This window comes from Nonomuraea sp. NPDC050227 (genome assembly GCF_044459705.1).
In the GTDB taxonomy this organism is placed as follows: Bacteria; Actinomycetota; Actinomycetes; order Streptosporangiales; family Streptosporangiaceae; genus Nonomuraea.
On the sequence record NZ_JBITJF010000016.1, the window covers coordinates 33,643 to 49,400 of the forward strand.

Sequence of the window (15,758 nt, forward strand, 5' to 3'; positions counted from 1 at the left end):
GCAGGGTTACCGGTCTTTTGACCTGCGCGCCGATAGGCGGGTAACCTAATCGTTCGTTGTGTGCATAGGTCCAGCGTGACCGATGCGCGGCGCGTCCGGCGTCATCTCCCATCGTCAAGCCCATCGGGCTCGGGAGACGGAAGGTCCGGGCTGCCGTGTGCCCGCACCGACCGACCCATGTAGCTGTCGCATCCGACAGCGCCGAAGACGCGAGCAAAAGAAGGCTACGACCGTGCGCACGTACTCACCGAAGCCCGCCGACGTCCAGCGTCAGTGGTACGTCATCGACGCGACCGATGTCGTGCTGGGCCGGCTGGCCAGCCACGTCGCGAACCTGCTCCGCGGCAAGCACAAGCCGATCTTCGCCAACCACGTCGACACCGGTGACTTCGTCATCGTCATCAACGCCGACAAGATTGCGCTGAGCGGTAACAAGCGTGAGCAGAAGAAGGCGTACCGTCACTCGGGCTACCCGGGCGGTCTGCGTTCCGTCACCTATGGCGAGCTCATGGACAAGCGGCCGGAGAAGGCCGTCGAGAAGGCCGTCAAGGGCATGCTGCCGAAGAACTCCCTCGGCCGGAAGATGGCCAAGAAGCTGAAGGTCTACGCGGGTTCCGACCACCCGCACCAGGCCCAGCAGCCGGTGCAGTTCCAGATCACCCAGATCGCCCAGTAGTAGTTCGAAAGAGTTAGAGGAGAACCGTGGCTGAGCCCACCGGTGTCGAGACGGTCGTCGAGACCGAGCTGGAGGAATTCTCCGGCGAGGACTTCCCGTCCGAGTACACCACCGAGTCCGCTGCCAGCGCTGACGCGCCCGTGCGCAAGCCCGTCACCACGGGTAACTCGTACGGCACCGGTCGCCGCAAGGAGGCGATCGCCCGCGTGCGCATCGTCCCCGGCACCGGCAAGTGGACGATCAACGGTCGTTCGCTGGACGTCTACTTCCCGAACAAGGTCCACCAGCAGATCGTCAACGAGCCCTTCGTGGTCCTCGGCGCCGAAGAGGCGTTCGACGTCATCGCGCGCATCGACGGCGGCGGCGTCACCGGCCAGGCCGGCGCGCTGCGCATGGGCCTGTCCCGCGCCCTGGCGATCCTGGACGTCGACGTCAACCGCCCGCCGCTGAAGAAGGCCGGCTTCCTCACCCGTGACGCCCGCGCCACGGAGCGGAAGAAGTACGGCCTCAAGAAGGCCCGCAAGGCTCCGCAGTACAGCAAGCGCTAAATTGGCGCGCCTTTTCGGCACCGACGGGGTACGTGGGGTCGCTGGTCGCGACCTCACGGCCGAGCTCGCCATGGACCTGTCCGTGGCGGCCGCCCATGTACTCGGTGATGCGGGCGCGTTCGCGGCCACGGGACGTCGTCCCGTGGCCGTCGTGGGCCGGGACCCGCGAGCCTCCGGGGAGTTCCTGGAGGCCGCAGTGGTCGCCGGCCTCGCGGCGTCCGGAGTGGATGTGCTGCGCCTCGGCGTGCTGCCCACCCCGGCCGTCGCCCATCTCACCGCCGCGCTCGGCGCCGACCTCGGCGTCATGCTGTCCGCCTCGCACAACGCGGCGCCGGACAACGGCATCAAGTTCCTGGCCAGGGGCGGCTTCAAGCTGTCCGACGCGGTCGAGGACGAGATCGAGCGACGGCTCGGTGAGAGCTGGTCCTTCCCCGTCGGTTCGGGGGTCGGCCGCGTGCGCGACGCGTACGGCGAGGCCGACCGCTACATCTCGCACGTCCTGACCACGATGACCGCCGCGCTCGACGGCCTGCACGTCGTGGTCGACTGCGCGCACGGCGCCGCCCACATGGTCGCGCCCGAGGCGCTGGTGCGGGCGGGCGCCCGGGTCGAGGCCATCGGAGCCAGACCCGACGGGCTCAACATCAACGCCGGGCACGGCTCCACCCACCTGGACAAGCTCCAGCAGATAGTCGTGTCCAGGGGCGCCGATCTGGGCGTGGCCTACGACGGCGACGCCGACCGCTGCCTGGCGGTCGACCACACCGGCACGGTCGTCGACGGCGACCAGATCATGGCGGTGCTCGCCGCCGCCATGCACGGCGACGGCCTGCTGTCCAAGGACACCGTGGTCGCGACCGTCATGTCCAACCTGGGCTTCAAGCTGGCGATGCGCGAGAGCGGCATCACCGTGATCGAGACCGCGGTCGGCGACCGTTACGTCCTCGAACGCATGAAGTCCGACGGGTTCAACCTGGGCGGCGAGCAGTCCGGTCACGTCATCATGCTCGACCACGCCACCACGGGCGACGGCCTGCTCACCTCGCTCCACCTGCTGGGCGTGGTGGCCAAGTCGGGCGTCCCGCTGAAGGAGCTGGCCTCGGTGATGACCCCGCTGCCGCAGATCCTGATCAACGTCAAGGACGTCGACAAGGGCAAGGCGTCGGTGCCCGAACTCATCGCCGCCGTGGCCGAGGCCGAGGCGGAGCTGGGGGAGACCGGCCGGGTGCTGATCCGGCCGAGCGGCACCGAGCCGATGATCCGGGTGATGGTGGAGGCCGCCTCCGAGGAGCACGCCAACCAGGTGGCGGGCCGCCTGGCCGACGTGGTCCGTACGGCCTGCGCCTCCTGACGCGCCTGGGCGGGTACGGCCTCGTGCCGTACCCGCCGGGCCGCTACTCGTCGCCGGTGAGGGCGAACGCCCGCAGCCTGCGTCCGGCCCAGAAGACCGCGCCCACGGTCACGACGACCAGCGCCGGCACGGCGAAGCCCATCGTGACGTTCGACTGCAGGAACGGCGAGTCGGAGATCTGGTCGGCGATGGCCCTGGCCCACTCCTGGATGGAGAACTTGCGCGCCCCCTCGATGAAGCTGACCACGGTGACCTCCCAGACGAGGGCGTAGATGACGCCGATCGTGACCGCGTGCTTGGTCACGACCCCGAGGAGCAGGAAGAGCGCGGCGTAGGCGATGCCGGCGATCAGGGCGCCGAGGGCGAAGCCGGCCGCGATGCCGTCCTCGCCGCCCACCAGGATCCAGGCCGCCACGTACGTCGGCAGGGCCCCGAACACGGCCATGAGCGAGGCCGCCACCCCGAACTTGGTCAGGGCGATCACGGGCCTGGAGATGGGCTTGGACATCAGGTGGATGACGGTGCCGTCGTCGATCTCCGGCGCGATGACGCCGGTGCCCGCGATGACCCCCAGCAGCGGCAGCATCGCCTTGATGGCGAAGTCCTTCATCAGGTCCACGGCCAGCTTCTGGTCGGCGCCGGTCGCCACGCGCAGCAGCACGGCCAGGGCGATCAGGGCCAGCGGGAGCAGCAGGAGCAGGATGATGCGGCGACGCCCGAGCAGTGAGCGGTACGTGATGCCCGCGACCACGGTGTTCATTCAGGTGCTCCTGTTGATCAGGTAGGCGAAGACGCTCTCCAGGTCCTCGTCGGCGGGGGAGACCTGGTGCAGGCGCACACCCTCGTCGCGGGCGACGCGGGGGAGCAGCCGGGCGAAGCGCCGCAACTCGGTCGCCTGGACCTCCAGGCCGTCCGGGCGGAGCGTGATGCCGCCGGCCGACTCGTCGCGGATCAGGGCCGCGGCTAGCTTCCTGTCGTCGCTGGACCGGATGACGAACAGGTGGGGCCTGTCGGTCATCAGGCGCCTGATCTCGCGGAAGTTGCCCGAGGCGGCGTGCCGGCCGGACACCAGGACCTCGATGTGCTGGGCGACCCGCTCGACCTCCTCCAGGATGTGCGAGCTGAACAGGATCGTCTTGCCGGCGGTGCCCATGGCGCGGATGAGGTCCATCAGGTGGAGGCGCTGGCGCGGGTCCATGCCGTTGAACGGCTCGTCGAGCAGCAGCACGGCCGGGTCGTGGACGAGGGCGGCGGCCACCTTGACCCGCTGGCGCATGCCCTTGGAGTACGTCTCCACCCGGCGGTCCTTCGGCTCCTCCATCTCGACCGTGGCCAGGGCCTTGCGGGCGGCCTCGACGGGGTCGGGGAGGCCGTGCAGGCGGGCGGCGGACAGGACGAACTGCCAGCCGGTGAGGAAGCCGTACACACCCTCGCGTTCCGGGACCAGGCCGATATTTCGGTAGATGTGGTGGTTCTTCCAGACCTGGGTGCCGTCCAGCGTGACCGAGCCGCCGGACGGCGCCAGGAACCCGGCCATCATGTGCAGCAACGTCGACTTGCCCGCGCCGTTGGGCCCGAGCAGGCCGGTGACGCCGGGGCCGATCGTCATGGTCACGTCGTTGACCGCCACCACGTTGCCGTACCAGCGGGACACCTGGGAGAGCTCGATCTTCATCGCGAGGCCGCCTTCCTGTAGCGCAGCGCGAGAGCGGCCAGGCCGACGCCGATCAGCACCACCAGGATCGCCGCCGAGGCGGGACCGCTCGGGTACGGGCCGTCGGCGTGGGACGGGGTGCCGAACAGCCACGACTGCACCGAGTCGACCAGCCAGAACGGGTTCATCAACCAGGCCCAGGCGGCCCCCGACTCGTTCCCGGTGTTGAGCATCGTGCCGTAGAGCAGCGGCACCGACGCCGAGGACAGCAGGTAGACCGTGATCACCGAGGCCACCCCCAGCCCGCGCCGCGGCGTGAACGAGGCGAGGGCCAGGCCGAACGCCGACAGCAGCAGCGCCAGCACCAGCGCCATGAGCAGCGCGCCGAAGTACTCGCCGGTGGCGGGCGGCCCCGGCATGTCCACGACCAGCTCGCCGATCCACAGCAGCGTCAGGGGCCCGCCGACCAGCAGGAACAGCGCGGCGGTCATCGCGATCACCTTGGCGGTCACGTACTGGAAGACCGAGATCGGCCGCGACAGGTACAGGGGCAGCACGCGGTGGCGCAGGTCGGGGGCGACGACCGTGGGGGCCTGGGAGGCCAGGAAGATGGCCACCACGGCCTGCATGACGACGGCGAACCCGCTGTAGGGGATGCCGCGCTGCTTGGCCAGCGCCATGAACGCGATCGACACCACCATGGGCAGCAGCATGATGACGACCAGCGCGAACGGCACGATCTTGCTGCGCGCCGGACGGCCGAGGCCGAAGACGCCGCGCAGGCTGTGGACGGTGAGCGCGCGGGTGGCGTACGCGCCGCCCATACGGGGGCCGTCGTAGTGCCGGTAGCCGATGTCGTAGATCTCAGACATTGGCCGCCTCCTCCCTGAAGACGTCCTCGATGCGGTGGCGTCCCTGTTCGAGGCGGATCAGGCACAGGTCGAGGTCGACGGCGGCGTCGCGGACGGCGTCGTAGGTCTCGGGCCCGAGCACCTTGACCACCAGCAGGCGGCCCTGCTGGGAGACGGTCTGGCCGGTCTCGGTCAGGCGCCGGGCCAGGGGCTCCAGGCCGTCCTCGACCTCCACCGTGACGGTCTGGGTGGCCTGGGTGAACTCCGAGATCGCCGACGAGCGCAGCAGCCGGCCGCCGTCGATGACGATCACGTGATCGCAGATGCGTTCCAGCTCGCCCAGCAGGTGGGAGGTGACCAGCACGCTGATGCCGAACTCGGTGCCGATGCGCCTGATCAGCGTCAGCATCTCGTCGCGGCCGCGCGGGTCGAGCCCGTTGGTGGGCTCGTCCAGGAAGACGAGCTTGGGGTCGTGCACGAGAGCCTGGGCCAGCTTGACCCGCTGCTTCATGCCGGTGGAGTAGCCGCCGATCGGGCGGTAGCGCTCTTCGGCCAGGCCCACGTGGCGCAGCACGTCGGCGGCGCGCTCGCGGGCGGCCGTGCGCGGCAGCCCGGAGATCCTGGCGAGGTGGACGACCAGCTCGGTCGCGGAGACGTCGGGAGGGAGGCATTCGTGCTCGGGCATGTAGCCGACGAGCCGGCGGATCTCGGCGCCCTGCGCGGTCACGTCGAGGTCGAGCACCCGCGCGGCGCCCTGGCTGGGCGGCAGCAGGCCGAGCAGCATCTTGATCAGTGTCGACTTGCCCGCGCCGTTCGCCCCCACCAGCCCGGTGACGCCGGATCCCACGGTCACCGTGAGCCCGTCGACCGCGGTGACGGTGGGGAAACGTTTGGTCAGCCCCTCGGTGGCGAGGATGTGCATGTGGCGGACCCTACCGGGCGCGGGGTGGGCCTGGCCTCGTTCACACGGATGAACGCTGTCCTACTTGAGGCCAGAATTTCCGCTGGACCACGAGCGTGGCGGTGCCCGAGATGACCATGCCGAGGATGTTCACCGCGAGCTGCGAGACCGACCCCGCGACCTCCGCCCAGTCGCCGAGTCCCAGCGCGACGGCGAGGTAGCCGGCCGCCGGGACCGTGGTGACCGAGATGAACACGCCGATCAGCGCCGAGGACTTGCCCGCCGTCACCGACAGGACCCCCGCCGCCCCCGCCAGCAGCGCCACGATGAATGACCACTTGTCCGGCTTGACGATGAACTGCACCTCCGCGTTCACCTTCAGGTTGCCGATGTCGATCCAGCCCAGCCAGTTGGAGACCAGCGCGCAGGCGAAGGTGATGGCGATGGCGACGGTGAAGCCGATGACCAGGGTCCGCAGAGCGGTGGTGATCAGGCGTCCGCGCCGGCCCAGCAGGCCGAAGCAGATCGCGGCGATCGCGCCGAACTCCGGGCCGAGCACCATCGCGCCGACGATCAGGATGGGCGAGTTCTGCAGCACGCCGATGCCCGCGAGCTGCGTCGCGATGGCCAGGAAGGCCAGGTAGGCCCAGGTGATGCGGGACTCGCTGGAGACCTTGTGGGCCAGCTCCTCCCACACCACCGCGTCGTCGGGATCGCCGGGCGCCTCCTCGACCGCCGCCGTGGCGGCCCGGGACAACGACAGGTCCACCTGCTCGATGGCGATCGAGCCGATGTCCTCCACCCACTTGAGCCGGCTGATCACCTCGTTGGCCGCCTCGCGGGCGGCGTCGCAGAGGACGACGTCGCCCGCCGGCTCGCGGGCCGCCCCGGGCAGCACGATGACGTTGGTGACGCCCGTGCACTCCTGCAACAGCGCGACGGCCTCGTCGGTGCGGTCGGCAGGGATGATCAGTCGGAGATGCAGCACTCCGCCATTGTTGTCCATCGGACATTGACGTCGCGTTGACCGCCGTACGCGAGGCTGCCTCACATGACTCGCTTCAGATGCCACGATCATGGTGAGGACTGCTGGTTCGCCGACATCGACGACCAGGAGTGCGCGGGCCGGTTCGCCGCCTATGTCTTCGACGAGGTGTTCAGGTCCGGCGAAGCCGTACCCGCCTGACCGCGTGGTCGGCGCCCTTCTGCAGGACGAGGTCGGCGCGTCCCCTGGTGGGGGCGATGTTCTCGACCAGGTTGCGCTCGTTGATGTCGCGCCAGACGTTGACCGCGAAGTCCGTGGCCTGCTCGTAGGTGAGCTCGGCGATGTACTTGAAGTAGGACTTCGGGTCCTCGAAGGCCGTGCGGCGCAGCTTGTGGAACCGTTCGACGTACCAGGTGCGGATGTCCTCGACCTTGGCGTCCACGTAGATGGAGAAGTCGAAGTAGTCGTTGACGGCCAGGGACGTGGGAGGGGCGGGCTGGAGCACGTTCAGCCCCTCGATGATCAAGATGTCTGGATTTTTCACGACCTGGCGGGCGCCGGGGACGATGTCGTACTCCAGATGGCTGTAGACCGGCGCGTACACCTCGGGAGCGCCCGCCTTGACCTCCGCCACGAACCTGACCAGCGCGCGCCGGTCGTAGCTCTCCGGGAAGCCCTTGCGCTGCATGATGCCCTTGGCCTCCAGCACCGCGTTGGGGTAGAGGAAGCTGTCGGTGGTGATCAGCTCCACGTGCGGGTGCTCGGGCCAGCGGGCCAGCAGGGTGTGCAGCAGCCGCGCCGTGGTCGACTTGCCGACCGCGACGCTCCCGGCGATGCCCAGGATGTACGGCACGCGCGTCCCCGCGTCGCCGAGGAAGGCGCTCAGCACGCTGCTGCGCTGCTTGGACCCGGTGAAGTGCAGGTTGAGCAGCCGGGTCAGGGGGAGATAGATGTCGGTGACCTCGGTGAGGTCGATGGGGTCATCGACGCCGCGCAGGTCTTCCAGCTCGTCTGCGGTGAGAGTCAAGGGCGTGTTCTTGCGGAGCTCGCTCCACTGCTCCCTGCTCAGTTCCACGTAGCCGTTGTTCACCTAGGCAGCGTAGCGATGGGGGACAAATGCGATCATGGGCGGGTGGCGCGCGGCGGACATCCACAGCCTGTGGATAAAAACGTGGGATTACCAAAGCATGATTCCGGGAAGAAAGACCGGTCCTGACGATCCGGGCGTGCCGGAACCGGCGGGCGGCTACTGTTCCGGACGTAGCCTCCCGGGAGGTCTTGTGGATCGCCGTCGCTTCCTCGCCAACGTGCTGGCCGTGGCCGGGCCCTTCACCGGGGTCGCCTGCGCCGGGGCCAGGGGCGGCGTCCGGCCCGCCGTCGGCTACGGGCCGCTGCGACCGGTCGCCGACCTGCGTGACGGCAAGGTGCGCCTGCACCTTCCCGACGGTTTCCGGTACCGCTCGTTCAGCGCCGCGGGCGAGAAGTTCACCGACGGCTCCACCGTCCCTGGCCGGCACGACGGCATGGCGGCCTTCAGCGGCCCCAAAGGCAGCACGATCCTCGTGCGCAACCACGAGGTCACCGGCCCGGTCGGCGCGTTCGGCGACAAGGAGACCGCCTACGACCCGGCGGCCGGCGGCGGCACCTCGACCCTGCACGTCACCCGCCACGGCGAGGTGCTCAGCAGCGGCCCCTCGCTCAACGGCACCATGACCAACTGCTCCGGCGGCCCGATGCCCTGGCGGGCCTGGGTGAGCTGCGAGGAGACGGTCAACGGCCCCGACGTGGGCGACGACCCGTCCGGGAGCGACAACACCAAGCTCAAGCGCAGGCACGGCTACCTGTTCGAGGTGCCGGCCGGCGGGGTCGCGAGCGCGCGCCCGATCAGGTCGGCCGGCCGCTTCCCGCACGAGTCGGCCGCCTTCGACCCCGCCGCCGGAGCCGTCTACCTCACCGAGGACAACTTCTCCTTCCCCTCCGGCTTCTACCGCTACCTGCCGCCCAAGCACCCGATGCGGGAGGGCCGGCTGCTCGACGGCGGCCGGCTGCAGATGCTCGCCGTCGACGGCGTCGAGCGCGCCGACCTGTCGCGCGGGCAGCGGGCGGGGGCCTCCTACGCCACGCGCTGGGTGGACATCGACGAGCCCGACCCCCGCTTCACCGGCAGGCCGCCGTACGAGGAGGCCGTCCAGGCGGTCGGCCGGCAGGGGCGCGCGGGCGGCGCGGCGATCTTCGCCAGGCTGGAGGGCGCGGTCTTCCACCAGGGTGTGGTGTACTTCGTCTCCACCCAGGGCGGGGCCACCGCGCCGGGCGACCGGCCGCCTCCCGGCTTCGGCGACGGGCGGGGCCAGGTGTGGGCGTACGAGACGTGGAGCGGGCGGCTGCGGCTGGTCTACGAGTCGCCGCGCTCGTCGGCGCTCGACCTGCCCGACAACGTGACCGTCAGCCGGCGCGGCACGCTGGTGCTCTGCGAGGACGGCGACGGCGACAACTTCCTGCGCGGCCTCACCAGGACGGGCGAGATCTTCGACTTCTGCCGCCTGCAGCCGATCCCCGGCGATCCGGGCGCCGAGTTCGCCGGCTCGACGTTCGGGCCGGGCGGCCAGACGCTCTACGTCAACGTCCAGGCCGTCCAGGGGCGGTCGTTCGCCATCTGGGGGCCGTGGGAGCGCGGCCTGTTCTGAGTAGCCTGGGACGATGATCCTGGGTATCGGAGTGGACATCGTCGACATCGCCCGCTTCGAGGCGGCTCTCGAACGTACCCCGCAGCTGCGCGAGCGGCTGTTCACCGACCTCGAACGGCCGCTGCCGGCGCACTCGCTGGCCGCCAGGTTCGCCGCCAAGGAGGCCGTGGCCAAGGCGCTCGGCGCGCCCAGGGGGCTCGGGCACCTGGAGGCCGAGGTGCGCTGCGACGAGCTGGGCAAGCCCGAGCTGCACGTGTCGGGCAAGGTCGCCGAGGTGGCCTACGGCCTCGGGGTCAAGCGCTGGCACCTGTCGCTCAGCCATGACGGGGGCGTCGCCGTGGCCTATGTGATCGCGGAGGGATAGTTTCGGATCATGCGCGCCAGGGAGTGCCCTCGCGTGGAGCAGCGACCGGAGCGGGGGAAGGCGGCGGCATATGGCGACCGAGCAGCCGAACGGAGTGAGGCCATGAATACCGCCTACACCGCCGACCAGATCCGGGACGCCGAGCGCACGCTGATGGCGCGCCTGCCCGAGGGCGCCCTCATGCAGCGGGCCGCCCACGGTCTCGCCGCCGCCTGCGCCGACCTGCTGGGCCGGGTGTACGGCGCCCGCGTCGTGCTGCTGGTCGGCAGCGGCGACAACGGCGGCGACGCCCTCTACGCCGGCGAGCGCCTGGCCCGCCGGGGAGCCCGGGTCGAGGCGGTCCTGGCCGGCGCGAAGACGCACGAGGGCGGCCTGCGCGCCTTCCTGGACGCCGGAGGCCGCGTGGCCGGCCCGTCAGCGGTCCAGGAGGTCCAGGACGCCGACCTGATCGTGGACGGGCTGGTGGGCATCGGGGCCGCGGGCGCGCTGCGCGAGCCGTACGCCCGGCTGGCCGAGGAGGCGAACGCGGCCCACGGCACGATCGTCGCGGTCGACGTGCCGAGCGGCGTCGAGGCGAGCACCGGGCGGGTCGCGGGCGCGGCGGTGCGGGCGCGGGTGACGGTGACGATGGGGGCCTGCAAGACGGGGCTGCTGGTCGATCCGGGCGCCGCGCACACGGGCCGGGTCGAGCTGGTCGACATCGGGCTCGGCCCCTTCCTGCCCGACCCCGACGTCGCGGCGCTGACCCGCGCGGACGTGGAGGACCTGCTGCCCAGGCCCGGCAACGAGTCCGACAAATACCGCAGGGGCGTGCTCGGGGTGGCCGCGGGCAGCGACCTGTACACCGGCGCGGCCGTGCTGGCCGTGGGCGGCGCGCTGCGGGCGGGCGCGGGCCTGGTCCGCTACGCGGGCACCCACGAGCCGGTCCAGCAGGTGCGCGCCCACTGGCCGGAAGCGGTGATCACGCCGCTCGACCGGCCGTCCGTCGAGGACGTGGGCCGCGTCCAGGCGTGGCTGCTCGGGCCGGGGCTCGGCACCGGCGACTGGGCGCACGAGCTGGCCGCCCGCGTGCTGGCCTCGGACGTCCCGGTGCTGATCGACGCCGACGGGCTCACCCTGGTGGCCCGCGACCGGTCGTTGCTGCGCAGGCGGGCGCCCGTGCTGATCACGCCGCACGCGGGCGAACTGTCGCGGCTGATCGGCGTGAGCCGCGACGACATCGAGGCCGCCCGGCTGGAGCACGCCCGCCGGGCCGCGGCCGAGCTGGGCGTGACCGTGCTGCTCAAGGGCTCGACCACGGTGGTGGCCGAGGAGGCCAGGCCGGTCCGCGTCAACGAGACCGGCACGTCGTGGCTGGCCACCGGAGGCACCGGCGACGTGCTCTCGGGCGTGGCGGGCGCGCTGCTGGCCCAGGGGTTGTGCTGTTACGACGCGGGCTCGGTCGGCGCGTACGTGCACGGGCTGGCCGGCCGGCTGGCCGCCCGCGGCGCCCCGCTCACCGCGGCCGGGGTGGCGGCGGCCGTCCCTGAGGCCGTCCGGTCCGTCCACGGCGAATCCCGTCCCTGAGGCCGTCCGGTCCGTCCACGGCGAACGCCGTCGCTGAGCGGCGCGAACCGCGCTCGACCACCCGTCTGAGCTGCCACACTGGAGAGATGTACTCCTCGATGGCCACCCCCGCCGAGGCGCGGGTCGACCTGTCCGCGATCCGGCACAACGTGGCCCTGCTCAAGGAGCGGGCGGACGGCGCCGAGCTGATGGGGGCCGTCAAGGCCGACGCCTACGGCCACGGGCTGGTGCCCTCGGCCAGGGCCGTCCTAGAGGGCGGCGCGTCCAGGCTGGGCACGGCCTTCGTCGCCGAGGCGCTGGCGCTGCGCGAGGGCGGCGTCACCGCGCCCGTCCTGGCCTGGCTGATCACGCCCGGCGAGCCCCTCGACCGGGCCGTGGCCCAGGACGTCGAGCTGTCGGCCGCCCACGAGGGCCTGCTCGACGAGATCGCGGCCGCCGCCCGCCGCGTGGGCCGTCCGGCCAAGCTGCACCTGGAGGCCGACACCGGCATGAGCAGGGGCGGCGCGCCGCTGGCCGCCTGGCCGGGCCTGCTGAGCAGGGCGCTCGCGCTGCGGGCGGAGGGCGTCGTCGAGATCGTCGGCCTGTGGTCCCACTTCGCCTGCGCCGACCTGCCCGGCCATCCCTCGGTCGAGCAGCAGCTGGAGGCGTTCGAGAGCGCGCTGAAGCAGGCCGAGCAGGCGGGCGCCGCCGGGTCGTCGGTGATCAGGCACCTGGCCAACTCGGCCGCCGTCCTGACCCTGCCGGCCGCCCGCTTCGACCTGGTCAGGCCGGGCATCGCCATGTACGGCCTGAGCCCCGTCCCCGAGCTGGGCGACTTCGGGCTGCGTCCGGCCATGACCCTGACGGCCAGGATCGCGCTCGTCAAGCGGGTCCCTCAGGAGTCGGGCGTCTCCTACGGTCACCTCTACGTCACCGACCACGAGACCACCCTCGGCCTCGTGCCGCTCGGCTACGCCGACGGCATACTCCGGCACGCGTCGGGAAGAGCCGAGGTGCTGGCGGGCGGGCGCCGCCGGAAAGTGGCGGGCCGGGTGTGCATGGACCAGTTCGTGATCGACGTCGGCGACGACCCCTTGTCGCCGGGCGACGAGGTGGTGCTGTTCGGTCCCGGCGACGGGGGCGAGCCGACCGCCCAGGAATGGGCGGATACCCTCGGCACGATCACGCATGAGATCGTGACCAGGATCGGTTCCCGGGTGCCACGGGTCCACCAGCATGTGACGGCGGGCACTCCGGAGCGGCCATGAGCGGAGAAGGATCGGGGACATGACGACGACAACACGGCGGCGCAGGGTCGGAATCGCCGGCGCGATCGTCGGAGCGGCGTCGGCCGGTGTCGCGGCTGCGGCTCTGGCCAAGCGCTACGCGGTCGGCCGGATCAGGCTGCGGCACGACGAGGAGGCCAGCGAGCCGTTCGGCGAGCTGCGCGGCAGGGAGCGCACGCTCGTCACCTCCGACGGGGTGGCGCTCCACGTCGAGATCGACGGCCCCGAGGACGCGCCGCTGACGATCGTGATGTGCCACGGCTACTGCCTCAACCTCGAATCGTGGCACTACCAGCGCAAGGAGCTGCGCGAGAACCACCGCCTGGTGCTGTGGGACATCCGCTCCCACGGCCGCTCGCAGCGCGGCACGGCCGACGACAGCACGATCGACCGGCTGGGCCAGGACCTCGCCGAGGTGATCGAGGAGTTCGTGCCCGGCCCGTGCGTGGTGGTCGGCCACTCGATGGGCGGCATGACGATCATGGCGCTCGCCGACAGCCGTCCTGAGCTGTTCGGCGACAAGATCCGGGCGGTCGCCCTCATCGCGACCTCGGCGGGCAAGCTGGCCGAGCTGACGCTGGGGCTGCCGGCGATGGTGTCCAAGGCCGTGCACAAGGTGGCGCCGTCCACGGTGTCGCTGCTGGGCAGGAAGGGCGCGCTGGTCGACAGGACCCGGCACGCGGGCAGCGACATCGCGTTCCTGATCACCCGCTACATGGGCTTCGGCGACTCCGCGAACGTGAGCCCGACCGTGGTCGACTTCGCCGAGTCGATGATCAGGCAGACCCCCACCGAGGTGTTCGCCGCCTTCTACCCGGCCCTGATGAACCATGACAAGTTGTCCGCGCTGCACGTCCTCGACCCGGTCCCGACCGCCATCGTCTACGGCGAGCGCGACTGGCTGACCCCGCCCGACCACAGCAGGGCCATCGCGGCGGCGCTGCCCAAGGCGCAGGTCACCGAGATCCCCGACACCTCCCACCTGATCCAGCTGGAGCGCCCGGGGATCGTCAACGACGCGCTGCGCGACCTGATCAAGCGAGTGGAGTTGTAGTGCGACTGGCGACAGCGGAGGACATGCGGGCCTACGGCGCCCGCCTGGCGGCCCACCTGCGGCCCGGTGACCTGATCGTGCTGTCCGGGCCGCTCGGCGCGGGCAAGACCACGCTCGTCCAGGGCATCGCCGAAGGTCTCAAGGTACGCGGGCCGATCACCTCGCCCACCTTCGTAATCGCCAGGGTGCACCCGTCGCTGCAGCAGGGCCCGCCGCTGGTGCACGCCGACGCCTACCGCCTCGGCGGCGACCTGGAGGTCGACGACCTCGACCTCGACGCCTCGCTGGAGGAGTCGGTCACCGTGGTCGAGTGGGGCGAGGGCCTGGTCGAGGGGCTGGCCGAAGACCGGCTGGAGATCCACATCGACCGGGAGACCGGCGACGACGCCCGCCTGGTGACCCTGCGCGGAGTGGGCGACCGGTGGGCCGACACGCCGTCTGATCCGGCCTAAGGCTAAAACCTCCGTCAATTTCCGGCAAAGCTGTCACCCTTGACGTACCGGACCGATGACATAAATCATGATCGTTGGTCAGGGATTTGCCCAGAATTTCTGGGTATCAGGAGGGGCGACATCCACATTTTTGGTGGATGCTGGGTGCAAGACGGCAAAGTGGGGTGCGGCGGTGCTCAGGGTCAGGCGAGTCGCGTACGCGGGTGCCATCATGGTGGTCGGGCTGACCGGGTGTGCGGCCTCGGCCGAGACCACACCGACAGGCACACCGACGGCCACAGCCACGACGTCCACCACCGCCACCACGACGACCACCGCCACGACCACGGCCACCGCGACCGCCCCGCCCACCAAGAGGCCGAGCATCGCGGTCCAGGTCAACCCCGACCGGGTCACCGCGGGGGAGACGTCCAAGGTGTGGATCCTGGCCAACTGCCCGCTGCCGTCCGGCGGACCGGCCCACACCGGCACCGCGACCTCGCGGGCGTTCCTCAACGGCGTCCCGCTCAACCCCGTGCCGGCCGGCTCGGCCACGCCGACCGCGACCAGCAGCCCGGCGAACGGCTCGCCCTGGGTCCGCGGCGAGGCGACGGTCTCCGGCACGGTCAAGCGCGGCTCGTACACCGTCGACGTCAAGTGCGACGGCACCAACGACGTCGGCAAGGCCACGCTCAAGGTGGCCAGGGCCGAGGCCGACCCGACCGGCGTGCCCACCAAGGCGCCCAAGGCGGGCGGCGGCGGCACCTTCGGCCGTGACGTCGACGACGAGTCCTCGATCCCGCTCGGCCCGGCCGGCGCGCTGGTGGCCCTGGTCCTCGTCGGCGGCGCGGTCGTGATGGTCAAGCGGCGCAGCCGGGCCTGATCGATGGCACGTCCAGGACGGGTGGTGCTCGCGGGCGCCGTCACGGGCCTGCTGCTGGTCGCCTTCGGCAAGAGCATGCAGAACTCCTCCACCCCGGCGGCGAGCGTGGTGCCCAAGAGCATCGACATCCCGTCGCTCGACCTTGAGGCCCCGCTGATGAAGCTCGGGCTGAGCAAGGACGGCGAGGTCGAGCTGCCGCCGTACGAGAAGCCGAAGATGGCGGGCTGGTACAGCGGCAGCGCGGTGCCCGGCGAGAAGGGCGCCTCGGTGATCATCGGCCACGTCGACACCAAGACCGCCCCCGCCGTGTTCTACAAGCTCAGGCAGTTACGCAAGGGCGAGACCGTCAAGGTGGAGCGCAGCGACGGCAAGGTCGTCAGCTTCAAGGTGGACGCTATCGAGCAGGTCTCCAAGGACCACTTCCCCGCCCGGCGGGTGTACGTCGACGACGGACTGAAACTCGTCACCTGCGGCGGTAAGTTCGACTACGCCAGAGGCGAATATGTCGACAACATCATCGTCTACGCGTCCCGAGCCTGATCATG

Annotated in this window: 18 protein-coding genes; 12 read left to right on the plus strand and 6 right to left on the minus strand. The window is 71.0% G+C overall.

Translation table 11 applies throughout. The features are described from left to right. The first annotated feature begins 232 nt into the window (after window positions 1–232). The 3 genes from rplM to glmM are packed head-to-tail and all read left to right on the plus strand — an operon-like array spanning window position 233 to window position 2,575. Complete coding sequence (gene rplM, locus ACIBK9_RS44725) at window positions 233–676, plus strand: 50S ribosomal protein L13 (RefSeq protein ID WP_352328322.1); 444 nt, start codon at window positions 233–235, stop codon at window positions 674–676. Between the two features lie 26 nt (window positions 677–702). Beyond that, entirely contained in the window at window positions 703–1,224 is a 522-nt protein-coding gene (gene rpsI / locus ACIBK9_RS44730) for a 30S ribosomal protein S9 (protein ID WP_125644639.1), read from the plus strand. A 1-nt stretch (window position 1,225) separates the two neighbouring features. Next, a complete protein-coding gene (glmM, locus tag ACIBK9_RS44735) occupies window positions 1,226–2,575 on the plus strand; it encodes a phosphoglucosamine mutase (RefSeq protein WP_358282147.1) in 1,350 nt (449 codons plus the stop codon). Window positions 2,576–2,618: 43 nt separating this feature from the next. Here the strand turns inward: glmM and ACIBK9_RS44740 are convergent, their stop codons facing one another. Genes ACIBK9_RS44740 through ACIBK9_RS44760 form a run of 5 tightly spaced genes read right to left on the minus strand, consistent with a single transcriptional unit; the run spans window position 2,619 to window position 6,969 of the window. Beyond that, window positions 2,619–3,335: an ABC transporter permease subunit gene (locus ACIBK9_RS44740; RefSeq protein WP_397165073.1), complete on the minus strand. Its 717-nt coding sequence runs from the start codon at window positions 3,333–3,335 to the stop codon at window positions 2,619–2,621. Next, window positions 3,336–4,250, minus strand: a complete 915-nt coding sequence (locus ACIBK9_RS44745; RefSeq protein WP_352362865.1) for an ABC transporter ATP-binding protein — start codon at window positions 4,248–4,250, stop codon at window positions 3,336–3,338. Next, window positions 4,247–5,101, minus strand: coding sequence for an ABC transporter permease (locus ACIBK9_RS44750; protein WP_397165075.1), 855 nt, complete (start codon window positions 5,099–5,101; stop codon window positions 4,247–4,249). Before ACIBK9_RS44750 ends, ACIBK9_RS44745 begins: the two co-directional genes overlap by 4 nt. Beyond that, complete coding sequence (locus ACIBK9_RS44755) at window positions 5,094–6,002, minus strand: ABC transporter ATP-binding protein (protein WP_352362861.1); 909 nt, start codon at window positions 6,000–6,002, stop codon at window positions 5,094–5,096. Before ACIBK9_RS44755 ends, ACIBK9_RS44750 begins: the two co-directional genes overlap by 8 nt. Window positions 6,003–6,042: 40 nt before the next feature. Next, entirely contained in the window at window positions 6,043–6,969 is a 927-nt protein-coding gene (locus ACIBK9_RS44760; protein WP_397165077.1) for a DUF389 domain-containing protein, read from the minus strand. A 63-nt stretch (window positions 6,970–7,032) separates the two neighbouring features. On the opposite strand from ACIBK9_RS44760, the gene ACIBK9_RS44765 reads away from it, so the two are divergent. Then, the gene (locus tag ACIBK9_RS44765; RefSeq protein WP_352318657.1) at window positions 7,033–7,167 is read left to right on the plus strand and encodes a hypothetical protein; all 135 of its coding nucleotides are present in this window, start codon (window positions 7,033–7,035) and stop codon (window positions 7,165–7,167) included. Here the strand turns inward: ACIBK9_RS44765 and coaA are convergent. After that, entirely contained in the window at window positions 7,139–8,041 is a 903-nt protein-coding gene (coaA, locus tag ACIBK9_RS44770; protein WP_352362923.1) for a type I pantothenate kinase, read from the minus strand. The two genes, ACIBK9_RS44765 and coaA, sit on opposite strands and share 29 nt — an antisense overlap. A 205-nt stretch (window positions 8,042–8,246) precedes the next feature. Here coaA and ACIBK9_RS44775 point away from each other — a divergent pair, with 205 nt between their 5' ends. The 8 genes from ACIBK9_RS44775 (at window position 8,247) to ACIBK9_RS44810 (ending at window position 15,753) form a co-directional block, all read left to right on the plus strand. Continuing rightward, complete coding sequence (locus ACIBK9_RS44775) at window positions 8,247–9,650, plus strand: PhoX family protein (RefSeq protein WP_397165079.1); 1,404 nt, start codon at window positions 8,247–8,249, stop codon at window positions 9,648–9,650. A gap of 13 nt (window positions 9,651–9,663) precedes the next feature. Beyond that, on the plus strand, window positions 9,664–10,014 hold the full coding sequence (locus tag ACIBK9_RS44780) for a holo-ACP synthase (RefSeq protein ID WP_352318661.1): 351 nt from the start codon (window positions 9,664–9,666) through the stop codon (window positions 10,012–10,014). Between the two features lie 102 nt (window positions 10,015–10,116). Further along, window positions 10,117–11,580, plus strand: coding sequence for an NAD(P)H-hydrate dehydratase (locus ACIBK9_RS44785; protein WP_397165081.1), 1,464 nt, complete (start codon window positions 10,117–10,119; stop codon window positions 11,578–11,580). 98 nt (window positions 11,581–11,678) lie between these two features. Next, entirely contained in the window at window positions 11,679–12,827 is a 1,149-nt protein-coding gene (gene alr, locus ACIBK9_RS44790) for an alanine racemase (RefSeq protein WP_397165376.1), read from the plus strand. A gap of 19 nt (window positions 12,828–12,846) precedes the next feature. Then, window positions 12,847–13,899, plus strand: a complete 1,053-nt coding sequence (locus ACIBK9_RS44795) for an alpha/beta fold hydrolase (protein WP_387669239.1) — start codon at window positions 12,847–12,849, stop codon at window positions 13,897–13,899. Next, a complete protein-coding gene (gene tsaE / locus ACIBK9_RS44800; protein ID WP_397165083.1) occupies window positions 13,899–14,351 on the plus strand; it encodes a tRNA (adenosine(37)-N6)-threonylcarbamoyltransferase complex ATPase subunit type 1 TsaE in 453 nt (150 codons plus the stop codon). Before ACIBK9_RS44795 ends, tsaE begins: the two co-directional genes overlap by 1 nt. Window positions 14,352–14,562: 211 nt before the next feature. Next, window positions 14,563–15,213: a hypothetical protein gene (locus tag ACIBK9_RS44805; RefSeq protein ID WP_397165084.1), complete on the plus strand. Its 651-nt coding sequence runs from the start codon at window positions 14,563–14,565 to the stop codon at window positions 15,211–15,213. Window positions 15,214–15,216: 3 nt separating this feature from the next. Then, on the plus strand, window positions 15,217–15,753 hold the full coding sequence (locus ACIBK9_RS44810; RefSeq protein WP_352318670.1) for a class F sortase: 537 nt from the start codon (window positions 15,217–15,219) through the stop codon (window positions 15,751–15,753). Window positions 15,754–15,758: the final 5 nt, after the last annotated feature.